General features: G+C 44.8%; 13 protein-coding genes and 1 riboswitch. Of the genes, 9 read left to right on the top strand and 4 right to left on the bottom strand.

Annotated features, from left to right (window positions below):
- The first annotated feature begins 5 nt into the window (after positions 1-5).
- The 9 genes from gpAD87_RS11345 (at position 6) to gpAD87_RS11305 (ending at position 10584) form a co-directional block, all read left to right on the top strand.
- Complete coding sequence (locus gpAD87_RS11345; protein WP_064638439.1) at positions 6-848, top strand: NAD-dependent epimerase/dehydratase family protein; 843 nt, start codon at positions 6-8, stop codon at positions 846-848.
- Between the two features lie 33 nt (positions 849-881).
- A complete protein-coding gene (locus tag gpAD87_RS11340) occupies positions 882-2573 on the top strand; it encodes a carbohydrate-binding protein (RefSeq protein WP_082935085.1) in 1692 nt (563 codons plus the stop codon).
- Between the two features lie 52 nt (positions 2574-2625).
- The gene (locus gpAD87_RS11335; protein WP_064638437.1) at positions 2626-3954 is read left to right on the top strand and encodes a family 43 glycosylhydrolase; all 1329 of its coding nucleotides are present in this window, start codon (positions 2626-2628) and stop codon (positions 3952-3954) included.
- Between the two features lie 336 nt (positions 3955-4290).
- The gene (locus tag gpAD87_RS11330) at positions 4291-6762 is read left to right on the top strand and encodes a family 43 glycosylhydrolase (RefSeq protein ID WP_231952516.1); all 2472 of its coding nucleotides are present in this window, start codon (positions 4291-4293) and stop codon (positions 6760-6762) included.
- A gap of 217 nt (positions 6763-6979) precedes the next feature.
- On the top strand, positions 6980-7900 hold the full coding sequence (locus tag gpAD87_RS11325; RefSeq protein WP_231952515.1) for a deoxyribonuclease IV: 921 nt from the start codon (positions 6980-6982) through the stop codon (positions 7898-7900).
- A 101-nt stretch (positions 7901-8001) separates the two neighbouring features.
- Positions 8002-8346: a YojF family protein gene (locus gpAD87_RS11320; RefSeq protein ID WP_064638434.1), complete on the top strand. Its 345-nt coding sequence runs from the start codon at positions 8002-8004 to the stop codon at positions 8344-8346.
- 23 nt (positions 8347-8369) lie between these two features.
- Positions 8370-9044, top strand: a complete 675-nt coding sequence (gene bshB2, locus gpAD87_RS11315; protein ID WP_064640862.1) for a bacillithiol biosynthesis deacetylase BshB2 — start codon at positions 8370-8372, stop codon at positions 9042-9044.
- A gap of 159 nt (positions 9045-9203) precedes the next feature.
- On the top strand, positions 9204-9845 hold the full coding sequence (locus tag gpAD87_RS11310) for a hypothetical protein (RefSeq protein ID WP_442950718.1): 642 nt from the start codon (positions 9204-9206) through the stop codon (positions 9843-9845).
- A 25-nt stretch (positions 9846-9870) separates the two neighbouring features.
- Entirely contained in the window at positions 9871-10584 is a 714-nt protein-coding gene (locus tag gpAD87_RS11305) for a hypothetical protein (RefSeq protein ID WP_231952514.1), read from the top strand.
- Positions 10585-10701: 117 nt separating this feature from the next.
- Here the strand turns inward: gpAD87_RS11305 and gpAD87_RS11300 are convergent, their stop codons facing one another.
- The 4 genes from gpAD87_RS11300 to gpAD87_RS11285 all read right to left on the bottom strand — a co-directional run bounded on the left by gpAD87_RS11300 (position 10702) and on the right by gpAD87_RS11285 (position 14019).
- On the bottom strand, positions 10702-11514 hold the full coding sequence (locus gpAD87_RS11300) for an undecaprenyl-diphosphate phosphatase (protein WP_063565034.1): 813 nt from the start codon (positions 11512-11514) through the stop codon (positions 10702-10704).
- A 16-nt stretch (positions 11515-11530) separates the two neighbouring features.
- A complete protein-coding gene (locus gpAD87_RS11295) occupies positions 11531-12295 on the bottom strand; it encodes a DUF817 domain-containing protein (RefSeq protein WP_082935084.1) in 765 nt (254 codons plus the stop codon).
- 167 nt (positions 12296-12462) lie between these two features.
- Positions 12463-13314: a bifunctional 5,10-methylenetetrahydrofolate dehydrogenase/5,10-methenyltetrahydrofolate cyclohydrolase gene (locus gpAD87_RS11290; RefSeq protein ID WP_064638428.1), complete on the bottom strand. Its 852-nt coding sequence runs from the start codon at positions 13312-13314 to the stop codon at positions 12463-12465.
- 52 nt (positions 13315-13366) lie between these two features.
- Positions 13367-13448, bottom strand: a riboswitch (ZMP/ZTP riboswitch).
- Positions 13449-13572: 124 nt separating this feature from the next.
- Positions 13573-14019: a copper amine oxidase N-terminal domain-containing protein gene (locus tag gpAD87_RS11285; RefSeq protein ID WP_269453523.1), complete on the bottom strand. Its 447-nt coding sequence runs from the start codon at positions 14017-14019 to the stop codon at positions 13573-13575.
- Positions 14020-14057: the final 38 nt, after the last annotated feature.

The following is a 14057-nucleotide window of genomic DNA, read 5'->3' as shown; positions in this document are numbered from 1 at the left end:
TAGGAATGAAGACGATTGCAGTTACAGGCGGAGGCGGAAAGCTGGGTTCACAGGTCATTGAGAAGCTGCAATTACAAGGTCATGATGTCGTATCGCTGGATAAACACCTGTCTGACCGGGTGCGTTGCAGACAGATTATTGTCGATCTGAACGATTATGGTCAAGTCGTGGGAGCACTTGCCGGAGTGGATGCGATCATCCATCTGGCCGCAATTCCTGCGCCGCTTCACTACCCTCACAGCTACATTTTCGCTAATAATACACTTTCCGGATACCATGTGCTGGAAGCAGCCTCTTTGCTCGGTATAAAAAAGGTGGTCATGGGCTCCAGTGAATCATCCTACGGATTTGCCTGGGCCAACAAACCCTTCTCTCCCGATTATTTCCCGGTGGATGAACAGCATCCGCAACAGCCACAGGAATGTTACGGCCTGTCTAAGATTGTTAATGAGGTCACTGCAGAGATGTTTCATCGGAGAAGCGGGATGCAGGTGATTTCCCTCCGTTTTTCAATGATTGTGGGACCGGGAGAGTACAGACATCTGGCTATTGCGAAGGCAGAAACGTTCAAGCACATATGTTGGAGCTACATTGATATCAGGGATGCCGTGGATGCTTGTTTGGCTGCTCTGCACGCCGATTATGATGGGGCTGTTCACGTTAATGTTACTGCTAATGATACGTTAAGTGATCGCCCAACGACAGAATTGCTCGCCACCTTTTATCCCGATGTAAAAGATCTACGTACACCTTTCTCTAATCGAGAAGCCATTGTTAGTAATGGAATGGTGAAAGAGCTTCTGTCCTGGGGCCCGAAGCATTCGTGGACGGATGAAGAACAGGAGTAGCTCACGCGCAACTAAAATGAATAGGGGGATACTATGCTAAATTTCATGCAAAAAAACAAGAAGGTTTTGGCTTTTGCAAGTGCGGCATTATTGATTCTTACGTTGTGTTTGTCTATGTCTCCTTCCATCGTATCGGCAGCTTCCGCGTTTAATCAAACGCAGGCCTCCAGTTATAACAGTCAATCCGGAGTCCAGCTGGAAAGTTCCAGCGAGGGCGGGCAAAATGTCGCATTTATCGACAACGGCGATTATATTGTATTCAACAATGTGGATTTTGGCAGCGGTGCCAATTCAATCGACGTGAGAGTAGCCAGCAATAACAGTGGCGGTACCATTGAGGTTCGTCTGGATAGCCTAAACGGGACACTCGCGGGAACTGTTGCTGTTCCAGGTACGGGCGGGTGGCAATCCTGGCAAACGAAGTCCGGGTCAATCAGTGGTGCCACTGGTGTACACACAGTCTACCTTAAATTCACGGGCGGAACCGGAAATTTGTTCAATCTACTCTGGTTCAAGTTCAGTGCTTCCGCCGCAGGCAGCGGAGGCGATGTCGTAGGCAAATTGTATGCCGGGTATCAAGGCTGGTTCAACGCAGCCGGAGACGGTTCACCGAACGGGGGCTGGGTGCACTGGTCCAAAAATAGCAATGCGCCATCAGCAAATGGCAACGTGAATTTCGAATTATATCCAGACCTTCGCGAATATTCCAAGCTGTATCAGACAAGTTTGGCGAACCTCGGTAATGGTTCTCCTGCCAAATTGTTCTCCTCATACGATCAGGAGACGGTCAACAAACATTTTGAGTGGATGCAAACATACAATATCGACGGTGCAGCATTGCAACGGTTCGGCGCAGATGAGAGTGACACACCTAACAACTGGAAAAGCAACCGGGACAGCGTAGCCGTCAAGGTTAAAAATGCCGCGGAATCTTATAATCGCAAGTTCTATGTCATGTATGACATTACGGGCATGAATGCGAGCAATTGGGTACAGGCAGTTAAGCATGACTGGACGACCAACGTTGTGAACAACATGCACCTGCCATCATCTTCGGCCTATGCGAAGCAGAATGGCAAAATGGTTGTCTGCATCTGGGGTATTGGCTTCACGGATCGGCCGGGTACTGCAGCAGAGGCGGCCGATTTGATCGGTTGGTTCAAAAACCAGGGGATCTATGTCATCGGTGGCGTACCTACGTATTGGAGAACGGGAAATAACGACTCTCGATCTGATTTTATGAACGTCTACAAATCGTTGGATATGATCTCGCCTTGGTCCGTTGCCCGCTTCGGCAATATTCAGCAAGCGGACAGCTTCAAAACGAATCAGCTTCAACCTGATCTGGCTTTCACACAGCAAAATGGAATTGACTATCAGCCAGTGATCTGGCCGGGTTCGGCTTGGTCGAACATGACTGGTGGCCCAAGAAACGAGAATCCGCGTCTGCATGGAGACTTCATGTGGAGGCAGGCTTACAATCTGAAGAGCATCGGTATCAATACCGGATATATCGCGATGTTTGACGAGTACGATGAAGGTACGGCTATTGCCAAGATGGCAGAGAACAGCTCCATGATTCCAACCAATCAATATTTTCTAACGCTGGATGCCGACGGTGTTGCCGTATCTTCAGACTTTTATCTCCGACTTGCAGGGGATATCAATCGCATGTTCAAAAACCAGATTCCAGTGACGGCAAACCATCCAACAAGTCATCAATAGAGCCCAAATGGCATGATTTTAACAAGTTCGTATACGTTCAGGAGGATTAAAAATGACTACTAATGATATTGGCTTCGAAACCACACGCCAAAAGACTACATCCATGAATCCAGCAATCACATCTATATATACAGCAGATCCTTCGGCCCATGTATGGAACGACGGTAAAATTTACATTTACGCATCTCATGATATGGACCCAGCCAGAGGTTGCGATCTCATGGACAGATATCATGTTTTCTCCTCGGAGGATATGGTTCACTGGTTGGACGAAGGGGAAATACTCCGTTCAGACGACGTTTCCTGGGGCAGACCGGAGGGCGGGTTCATGTGGGCGCCTGACTGTGCATACAAGAATGGGACCTATTACTTCTATTATCCGCATCCAAGTGATTCGAACTGGAATGATTCCTGGAAGATCGGGGTTGCCACCAGTCGCTATCCAGCGCATGGCTTTACGGATCAAGGGTATATCGAGGGGCTTGGCGGGTTTGCATTGATTGATCCGTGTGTAATTGTAGACGATGACAATAGCGCCTATATCTACTATGGTGGCGGCAGTGTCTGTCTGGGAGGCAAGCTCAATGAAGATATGATGTCACTGGAGAACGGTATGACAGAAATGCAAGGACTTGAGGATTTTCATGAAGCGGCCTGGGTGTTCAAAAGAAACAATCTTTATTATCTTAGCTATGCGGACAATCTGGAAGACAACAACCGTATGAGATACGCAACAAGCGAGAATCCGCTTGGCCCATGGACGTACCGAGGCATTTTCCTGGAACCGACCGGCTGTTCCACGACCCATGGCTCTGTAGTGGAATTCAAAGGACAATGGTACCTTTTTTATCACAATCAAGCAATCTCTGGAGAAGGTACGCTGCGCAGCGTATGTATCGACTATCTGGAGTTCGATGAAGATGGTTCCATCAGACCTGTGGTTCAGACAAGAGAAGGTGTATCGTCCGTTGGTCCAGCCCCGGTTCCTGCACGGCAACAGAAGGTTTATGCAGGTGCAGCAAGTCAGGTTTTTGGAGGAGCTGAAATCAGGACAATGCAATCCGGTCAAACCGTGGTCGGGAATCTTCAATCCTCAGAAGCGTACGCCTTGTTTAAGAATATAGATGGAGGCGAAGGTGGCAGAGCATCGATTGAGCTTCATTATGCGACAGGTGAACGACTGGCCAAATTGCATCTGACGATTAATGACCAGGACTATTCCTTGCTGAATGCGCTATCTACTGGCGGTTTGCAGAAATTCGGTGGGATCACCAATATCACCGTTCCTTTGGAGCCAGGCAATGTTAACACAATCCAAATTTCAGGTGGACATGGCGAGATCAATCTTTTATGCCTCACCGTTATCCCGCTGTTGAATTAATACGTAAGAAACGGGATAGATATCTAAACCTCAGGAGAGTTTTCCTGAGGTTTTTTCTTGTTTATATGAACGAGTGAGTTCTAAAAAAAGATAAGCACTTTTTTCCAACAAAATGCCAAATAAATGACAACGAAATGTTATTTCTATTTGTAACTGCTTACTTTATGCTAGATTTCAACACCCGCTGAAGAGATTCGATTATGTCTGTACATACGGTTATAACGGTTAGCCGTTGTGCAGAAGAAAACAAGTTCTTCAGATGTAAGACAGAAGCGCAAGTAGAGAACCCTGATGTATTTGTAAGCGATAACAAAAAACAGACTAGGAGGAAATCATGTGAGGAAGAGTCGTCGATTCATGTTCACGATATTGGTCATTTTATTAATGGTTTCGTCGGTGCCACTCCCTGCCACAGCCTATCAAAATCCGCAAACGTTACCGGATGAATGGGGACAATATGGACTCGGGGACCCCTATGTATTGAAATTTAATGGATACTATTACCTGTATGTAAGCACAAGAGATACGGACGACGGTGTCAAAGTCTGGAGCTCCAAAGACCTGGTGAATTGGTCGTACCGTGGATTAGCTGCAACAGATCCCATTACGCACGGAGCTTATGCTCCTGAAGTCGTTTACTGGAATGGCATGTTCTATATGTATACATCACCTGCCGGTAAAGGTCATTACGTGCTGAGCAGCACAAGTCCCACCGGACCCTTCAATGTAGTAACGGGCAACCTTGGAAAGTCGATTGACGGTAATGTGTTCATTGACGATGATGGTTCGTTCAGCTTCTATCATGCCGCACAGGGCCGCATAGACGCAGCACCGATGAGCAGTCCAACTGAGATCGGAGTGAGTGCGTCAACAGGAGTGGGGATGGGAGGCTGGACTGAGGGTTCAACCGTCTTCAAACGAAATGGAAAATACTATATGACCTATACAGGTAACCATGTATTTAGCAAAGGATATCGGGTCGATGTGGCTGTTAGCACCACAGGTCCGAGGTCCGGATATGTTACCGATAGCACAAACCCGGTATTAATTCGTACAGAGGGCCCAACCGTGGGATTGGGACACAACACTGTAGTAACAGGACCTAATCTGGACACTCACTATATGATGTATCACAATTTGGAAGGTAACGGAATCATTGGACCGCTGCGGCATCTGAACATGGACCGAATTGTATGGAACAACGACAAGATGATCGTGCAAGGTCCGACTTCAACGGATCAACCCAATCCAGAAATGCCTGTTTTCTATGACTACTTCGATCGTTCTGCAATCGGAAGTAATTGGTCAAACGTGAACGGTGGTAATTGGGGCATCTACAATCAGGAACTCATGTGGCAAAATTCAATGGGCAGCTCAACTTGGTATAAACAAGTGACGGCTTTGAGCAGCGCATCGGATTATACGGCTGAATTTAACATGAAGGAAATGAATCGGGGAACGTCCACCAATCCGAGATACGGCGCTACATTCTCCTATACGAATGAGAACAACTACGGTGTTGCGCTGATCAGTTCGAAAAACAAAAGACTTGAGACATTTTTCCGAATTAACGGTGTGGATCAGGCTTGGCAAACATTCGATCTGCCTGCCGACTTCAATTATTCGAAATGGCATAACATACGGATAGAAAAATCGGGATCAACGTTTAAATACTACGTAGATGGTATGTTCAAAGCAACGCGTACCGCCAATGTAGGAGCAGGCAAAATTGGTGTTCTGACAGAGGATACACATGCGGACTTCGGCTATACTGCTTTTAACAATGATGTGAACGGAAGCAGTGCATGGAATGCCTCCAAGCCGATTCCAGGAACAATCGAGGCCGTTCATTATATGAAAGGAGGCGAAGGTGTCGCTTATCACGATACAACGGCTGGGAACCTGGGCGGGGCCTATCGGACCGATGCTGGTGATATTCGCCTGAATAACGAAGGACTGTTCAACTTAGGCTGGAATCAGACGGGAGAATGGTATAAATACAAAGTAAACGTGGAGTCAAGTGGATATTACGATATTGATTTTCGCATGGCTACCTCGTTGGACGGGGCTCAGATCCGAGTGTGGGATGGTTCGACCGACTTAACGGGTATCGTCAATGTACCTAATACGGGTGGATGGGATAATTGGAAAAACATATCGAAGAAAAAAGTTTATTTAAATGCTGGACAACGAGAATTAAAGGTTGAATTCGTAACAGGCGAGGCTGATTTCTCAAGAATGACGTTTCAGAAGAATGTTGATGTGACAAGTGTAAGTGATAATTTTAACGACGGCGACGATAATGGATGGACACGGTTTGAAGGAACCTGGGCTGTAGAGAACGGTGAATACAGTGCAGCGAGCACCGGACCTGCCAAATCTACATTTGGAGATTCAGGATGGGCAGATTATACGGTCGAGGCGGATATTAAGATGATTGACTCAGGGGGAGACGGGGGGTTACTTGTCAGAGTGTCCAATCCATCCCACGGCACAGAGCGAGGCCAGAACAATTATGATGCTTTACAAGGATATTATGCTTATCTGACCACAAGCGGAGTCAGTCTGGGCAAGATGAATTATAATTGGGCGCTCCTCAAGAGCAACGCGCAATCATATTCCACCAATACCTGGTATCATATGAAAGTTGCCGTTAATGGTACAAACATCAAAGTTTATGTGGATGATATGGTCACTCCGAAGATCGATTATACGGACAACAGCTTGAATCCGTTCACGCATGGCAAAATCGGTGTTAGAACGGCAAACAAGCATACACACTTCGATAACGTATCGGTTACTCCCTGAACCGGAAGCCAAGCGTTGAGAATGAAAATGGTTGTAACGAGAACTGAAATGCATATCAAGCCGCCAATTGGCGGCTTTTTTGCCTTAAACATGTAAGTTATTGCGACCAAATGATGCCTTCCTCTGATCTCCTTCACCACCGTCATTTCCCATTAGCCAATCCAACCCATTTCATTGATAATTGAATGATGGTTTCAACAGGAGAGGGTGGTTGGTAATGATGAAAAGTAGTGATCTGCTGATTGGATCGCATGTATCCTTTGGAGGAAAAGAGATGCTTCTCCAGGCTAGTAAAGAAGCCGCTTCTTACGGTGCATCTACTTTTCTGATGTACACTGGCGCACCGCAGAATTCGAAACGAAAATCTATTTCGCAATATAATATAGAAGCAGGTCATTTGCACATGAAGCAGCATGGCATTTCCAATATTGTCGTGCATGCTCCATTCCTGATTAATCTGGCGAATAGTTGCAAACGAGAGGTGTTTGATTTTAGCGTACAATTCATGCGAGACGAGATCGAACGAACGGCATCACTTGGATCAAATCAGCTTGTTCTTCACCCCGGGGCCCACGTAAATGCTGGATTGGACATCGGTATTCGACAAATAATCCGGGGATTAAATGAAGTATTACAAGACGATAATCACCCGGAGGTACAGATTTCGTTGGAGACGATGGCGGGAAAAGGAACAGAGTGCGGAACAAGCTTTGAAGAACTGGCACAGATTGTCGATGGCGTGCAACGGAATGAACGGATTTCCATATGTCTGGATACTTGTCATGTTCATGATGCCGGATACGATATTGTTCATAATTTTGATGGGGTACTTGAGCAGTTTGATAAGGTGCTTGGCCTTGATCGATTAAAAGTACTGCATATCAATGACTCCAAGAATGTGCGGGGATCGAGGAAAGATCGCCATGAAAACATTGGGCACGGACATATCGGACTTCAGACTTTGGATTATATCGTACATCATCCCCAACTCGTGTCAATTCCGAAACTGCTTGAGACGCCGTCGATTGGCAAAATAAAATATAAAAGTGCACCTTATCGACATGAAATTGCCCTGTTAAGAAGAGAGTGCTCCGAACCCGTGCAGAAGGAAGAGGATTCTTTAGAAAACAGTAAATAGAGAGTATTCCAAACATTCGCTTACTCATTCCATGTTTATTCTCACGGGACATATGTTAAAATGGATGTAGAACGTTACTTTTTACTAAAAAGGAGGCCGCCATGCAGCCAATAGAGCCTCAAGACATCCAACACCGGATCAATCAACTTCTCGATCAGGACCTATATTTACACCTCGAACTCACGTCAGGTGCTTACGCCAGTCACTTCGATAGCACAAGGCATCCGGGGTCGGCATTCATTTCCAATGCGGTCATACGATATACGCAAGGATCTATCTCGGGCACAGGCCCATACCGAGTTGGTTTAAAAACCACTCACGGCTGGATATACGCTGAGGGACTTACACACATTGACGAGCTGGAAAAAGAACGACTCATTCTGGCTGGTCACGATAGTCAAGGAAAGCTGGTTGTAGCTTTACAACTTAGTCGGGAATTGTTCTGATGAAAGCGGAGGATCAAATAAGCATGAATAACAAACAGATTGAACATCAGCGCATTTTAGTTGTGTTTCCCCATCCCGATGATGAAGCATTCACTGCTTCGGGAACGTTGGCGAAGTACATAGAAGGCGGTGCTCAAGTCACTTATGCTTGCCTGACTCTAGGGGAGATGGGACGTAATATGGGCATCCCTCCATTTGCCAACCGGGTCACCTTGCCAATAATCCGTAAGGATGAACTCATAGAGTCCTCCAATGCGATTGGTATTCAAGACTTAAGGATGCTCGGTTTTCATGATAAAATGATCGAGTTTGAAGACCCTGAGCTGCTAGATGGCCACATCTTGGCCCTGATCAAGGAGCTTAACCCTTCACTGGTCATTACTTTCTATCCGGGGTATAGTGTGCATCCCGATCATGATGCAACCGGAGCCGCGGTTACGCGAACGATTGGTCGATTGCCCGCAGAGGAGAGACCTATTGTGTACTGCTGCGCATTCTCGAACAATCACGAAGAGAGCATCGGGAAAGCGGATGTGATTGAAGACGTGAGCGGATTCCTTGCCAAGAAAATGGCTTCGATTCGAGCTCACCGTTCACAATTCCAAGCGCCGGAACTTGTTGGCAAGGGGAAATTGGATGATGAACAAATCCGAAATCGGTTTGGAAGAGAAGCGTTTTGGACCTATAAGTTCGATTAATTTTACAGTTTGTAAAATCTAATTTACGTAAAAAGTCGCCATTATGGCGACTTTTTTTCGTTTTAAACATAACTTATTGTTCAGAGGTGGAAGGGGCAATCATATGGTTTCCATTCGCTTCCACGGGTAATAACATATTGACCATTAAACTTGTAAGGAGTGATACAATTGAAAGAACTTCGTTCTGTTTTGATTATAATCCCGATGTTTGTCATGTCTCTTGCACTTACAGCTTGCTCTGGAGAAACAGAGCTGCCTGCAATCTCTGAACCATCAGCACCAACAAATGAGTCGGTTACAGCTCCAACCACAGAAAATGAGGAAACATCTGAAACGACACGACCGCAAACAGAAAGTTTTGATTTGATGACAGGGGAGGGGAATTCATCACAAACGGCCACCTTGCATCAAGGGGAAGGTTTTACATTGTACGTGTTCGAGAAGTTTTCTTTTGATGCTGCCAAAGGCCGCTTGTCGCTGACAAGCAATCCGGACTACTATGTGGATATTGAACCACTGCCCTCGGATTATGATCTGGAAAAGCTTAAGACAACTGGGCAGGAGAACTTGGAAAAATTCGGTGCGGTGACTGATTATAGTGGCGAGTTGATTGAGCACCCGCTTGGTTTCGCCGAGCTTTATCTTCAAGCTTCAGGTGAAAAAGGGATAAACGATTATATGGTCTGGAAATCAGAAAAAGGTGACGCTTTTTTATTCCGTCTTCACAATCCCAAAGGGGAAGAAGCCTCCGATTTCGCTAGTCCGGTCCTTGTTTCCTTATCTACGGTTCAGGGCGAATAGTCGTCATCGTCATCTTAAGGAGTGAATGGACATCGTAATGCCAAAAATGCGAAGCAAACGAATCATTCGAATTACTGCGATAGTCATTTTACTTTTGCTCATAACGTGCATCGCATTTTTTTATGTTAATGACAGACCTGGCGGACTAGCCGATCGGCGCATGTCCAAAGCAATGGGAATGAGTGAAACCATGCATATTCCTATAGGAAAAACAGCTGAAGAAGCGATCCGAAAGTTTAGAAATAATGATGATTCATTACAAATCATTCATCAAGAACCGGTAGACGGCGGCATAATTTTGTTCAAACAAAAAACGGGTCAGGAAAATAACAGCAATCTTCAGATGGAGTATGCTCGGAAAATAATATTCGGATGGAAGTGGGCATGGGGTGGCGGATATTCCATTGGTGAATCATCTCAATTCACGTCTGCACTGGATTACATGAGCATACCTGAATTGAGTCACATATCGACACCTTTCCCTATGCTGTTTGGACATATATTAGACCCGGCTATTCAGCGTGTAACAGTCGAGTTTGAGGGAAATGAGAAACCAGTAGTTGCCGAAGCCAAGTTGGTTGAGGTGGGGCCGGAAAGCATTATCTGGTTTGTATCACTGCCCTCGTCTGCAACAATTCCGTATGAAATGAAGGGATTCAACGATAAAGGAGAACTCGTAACCCATAAACAAATTGATGATCCGAATGGCATGGGTGCCATGGTTCTGGGAGAACGTTAAAGAGTGTTCGTACGGAACCTGCGAGTAGGGCGGGATCGTCAAGTCTGGAAGACAATAAAAAGGGAACAACCCATTGTTTAGGGTTGTTCCCTTATACGTTACAAGGAAAATTCGGGTTTACAAAAAAATAAGTAAAAGAATTCCGACTACGAAGCAATAGTATGAAAAGTAAATCAAGTTCCCTCTTGCCATAATTCCCATGAACCATCTCATTGAAAAGTAGGTTACGATAAGGGTCGTAATGAACGCTAAAATGTAAGGTATAGCTAACTGCGCTCGGTGCGGATCGGTTACAATGTCAGAAGCCCCTAATATTACCCCGCCAATGCTGATCGGAATGTAGAGCATAAAAGAAAATTTCAACGCCGTTTCTTGTTTCATCCCGACAGCAATAGATGCAATCACTGTTGCACCAGAGCGGCTTATTCCCGGAATAAGAGCCACCGCTTGAGCCAGACCCACCAGTACTGCGTCTTTCGCAGACAAATCCCCATCTCTTTTGCGCCCGCGAAGGTTTCGAATAAGCCACAGCGCAACCCCTGTGATCAGTAAACTAATCGCAACCGTATAGACAGAAGTGAATATTTCTTCAATTTTATCCTTGAATAGCACAGCCCCAATCGCAGCAGGCAGAGTACCAATGATTATGTATAGACAAAACATAAAATCTGCTCTGTACTCCGCATTGCGAGAGACTAGAAATCGCCAGCCTCCTACAATAAGTTTTTTGATATCTTCCCGAAAAATAAACATAATGGCAATCAGTGAGGCTGTGTTTGTCAAAATTTCAAAGGATAATCCGTTCTGCTGCATGCCAAGCAGTCGTTGAACGATAATCAAATGTCCGCTTGAAGAAACCGGAATAGGCTCTGTAGCCCCTTGTACGATACCTAATAACACATATTTCAACCACAAAATAAAGTCTTCCATTGTATCCTCCTACTCATTATTTTCGACTAGCTTTGACATATTTCAGTTGGGCCACAATGATGACACTAATAATCACCAAAAGGAACCACGAACTGATCTTGCTAAAACTGACCAGTTGCCAGGAGTCATGCTGGTCAGGGTATTTCCAGCCGTTAAAAAATGTAGCTATATTTTCAGCAGTCCAGATGAAAAAACCTACGATGACAAAAGCGAGCGTTAACGGCATTCGATAGGTAGTTAATCGTACCCGATAGATAATCCATGTTTTACGAAAAACAATAAATACCAGAGCGGTCAACCACCAACGGAAATCGGGAATAAAATGATGTGTGAAAAAGTTGATATAGATGGCTCCTCCTAACAGAACCGAAGATGCAAACCCAGGCCAGCCTGTCATGTCCATACGCAATCTGCGCCATATTTGGCACATAAAGCTTGCTACACTTGCATACATAAATCCGCTATAAAGGGGAACGCCAAAGAGCTTGGTATAACCAGGCTCAGGGTATGACCAGGATCCCATCCACACCTTATACATCTCCAGTACCAATCCAATCACGTGAAATATACATATGACTTTGATTTCATCACGTGTTTCCAATCCGCTCCGGTACATAAGGTATTGTACTGCTAATAAAACAAGCAGAATGGCATCATAGCGATAAAGAAAGGGTATCTGAATTACGCTAGAAAGGGCCAACGTTCCAAAGATCGCCACAGGAAAAATGCAACTCATCGCCTGATGATAACCAAAATGCAGGAGCTGTACTAAAGGTTTCAAGTTATGTTTATCTCCTTCCTAAGCCTTGTTCATAATAATATAGATATGGTCCGTTTGTAAAAAGAGAAAAAAAGATCTATATATTTTCTTATTTTCAATTCGAGCTTATTCAAAAACAAAACAGGCCCCTCGTCAACTGGAGGGACCTTGTTTTTTGGCTAATTCAATTATGCATTTTCAGACAGCTTGTAGGCAGATTTAATCGTATGTTCAATGAGCGTCGCAATCGTTACAGGACCAACACCGCCCGGTACAGGTGTAATTGCTGAAGAAGGAACAAAGCAAGCTTCGTAGTCCACATCTCCGACGTTGCCTTTGTTATAACCTGCATCAATAACGACAGCACCTGGTTTAATCCAGTCTCCTTTAATAAAGAGCGGTTTGCCCACGGCTGCAATTATGATATCGCCAAGCTTCACGATTTCTTCCAGATTCACGGTTTTAGAGTGGCAAGTCGTCACCGTTGCATTCCGGTTGAGCAGCATGGCTGAGACAGGTTTGCCCAGAATTGGACTTCTTCCGATGACAACTGCATGTTTGCCCTCGATCTGAATATTGTAGAAATCCAAAATGCGCATAATAGCCTGTGGTGTACACGAAGGGAATTCTGCGTCTCCAAAAGCATTAAGTGCAAAACCGAGAGTCGTAACACCGTCAACGTCCTTCTCGATGCTAATGGCATCAAAAGCTGCTCTTTCATCGATGTGATTCGGGACAGGGTGCTGAAGCAAAATACCGTGTACGGAAGGGTCATCATTTAGCTTGTTAATTTCTTGAATTAATTCATCCGTGGTGGTATCCGCAGAAAGAACGACCTTAATAGAATGCACGCCTAATCGAGCACAAGCATTTCCTTTCATTCGCACATAAGTCGCTGAAGAAGGATCATCTCCGACGAGAATTGTTGCGAGACAAGGCTGAATACCTTTTTCCTTCAGAATGGCAACCTTCGAGGCCATGTCTTCTTTCATAAAATCCGCTACCGTTTGTCCATTTAAGATCAGTGTGTCAGTTCTCATTTTCACATCGCCCTTTCAACATAAAAAAAGAGGCAAGGAAATAAATATTCCTTACCTCTGCCCAGGCGTACGGCTTATTACAAAACCATATGCTCCCTCACGGTTCACCGTGTTCGCCAGTTACATATGATCGTTTAAATTGTTTAGATTGTTTAGATTGATAGTACTTGAAAAAGCAAAATTGTTCAATAGTTAATGGATTTCTCTTATCAAGAGAGATGATCTTAAGGATTAAGTATCTCGTCTATTAATGAAAATTCAACATGATCTACTTTCCAGCCCTTTATCCTGAATAATTTGATTGATAAAACGATCTGTAAAATAGGCGCTAAAGTATGTCCGAATTTGCTTAATGGACGACAGATTTGTCGCTTCATTTAATTTGTCAACGAAGATTTGCTGTTGTTTGGCCGTTATTCTCTTTGTATTGGGCACTTGCACTTTGGGTTTTGCCATCGTTACCTGTAGTTGCTTACCATCAAGAGTAATAGTTGCTTGGCTGGTTTGTTGATTCCATTGCACGTCAGCGCCTAAAGTTTGACTGATAAACCGCGCCGGGACATAGGTGGTGTTATCGTTTAATTCCGCAGGAACATCCAGAGAAACTGCCTCTTGGTTAACCAGTATCTTTTTAGAGTTAATGGTCAAAAGTATTGTCGTTTCACCTTTGGTCATGGTGATATTTTTTAGTTCTTTGTTCCACAGTTGAGAAAAGGGCTTAATTCTAATTTTTTTCTTTTACC

This window comes from Paenibacillus sp. AD87 (assembly GCF_001659845.1).
Lineage (GTDB): Bacteria > Bacillota > Bacilli > Paenibacillales > Paenibacillaceae > Paenibacillus > Paenibacillus marchantiae.
Note: the sequence above shows the minus strand (reverse complement) of the source record. Positions and strands in the feature narration are given on the sequence as shown.

Coding starts and splice junctions, on each gene's coding strand:
- gpAD87_RS11345 (WP_064638439.1), top strand. CDS start 6: ATGAAGACGATTGCAGTTACAGGCGGAGGCGGAAAGCTGGGTTCACAG.
- gpAD87_RS11340 (WP_082935085.1), top strand. CDS start 882: ATGCTAAATTTCATGCAAAAAAACAAGAAGGTTTTGGCTTTTGCAAGT.
- gpAD87_RS11335 (WP_064638437.1), top strand. CDS start 2,626: ATGACTACTAATGATATTGGCTTCGAAACCACACGCCAAAAGACTACA.
- gpAD87_RS11325 (WP_231952515.1), top strand. CDS start 6,980: ATGATGAAAAGTAGTGATCTGCTGATTGGATCGCATGTATCCTTTGGA.
- gpAD87_RS11320 (WP_064638434.1), top strand. CDS start 8,002: ATGCAGCCAATAGAGCCTCAAGACATCCAACACCGGATCAATCAACTT.
- bshB2 (WP_064640862.1), top strand. CDS start 8,370: ATGAATAACAAACAGATTGAACATCAGCGCATTTTAGTTGTGTTTCCC.
- gpAD87_RS11305 (WP_231952514.1), top strand. CDS start 9,871: ATGGACATCGTAATGCCAAAAATGCGAAGCAAACGAATCATTCGAATT.
- gpAD87_RS11300 (WP_063565034.1), bottom strand. CDS start 11,514: ATGGAAGACTTTATTTTGTGGTTGAAATATGTGTTATTAGGTATCGTA.
- gpAD87_RS11290 (WP_064638428.1), bottom strand. CDS start 13,314: ATGAGAACTGACACACTGATCTTAAATGGACAAACGGTAGCGGATTTT.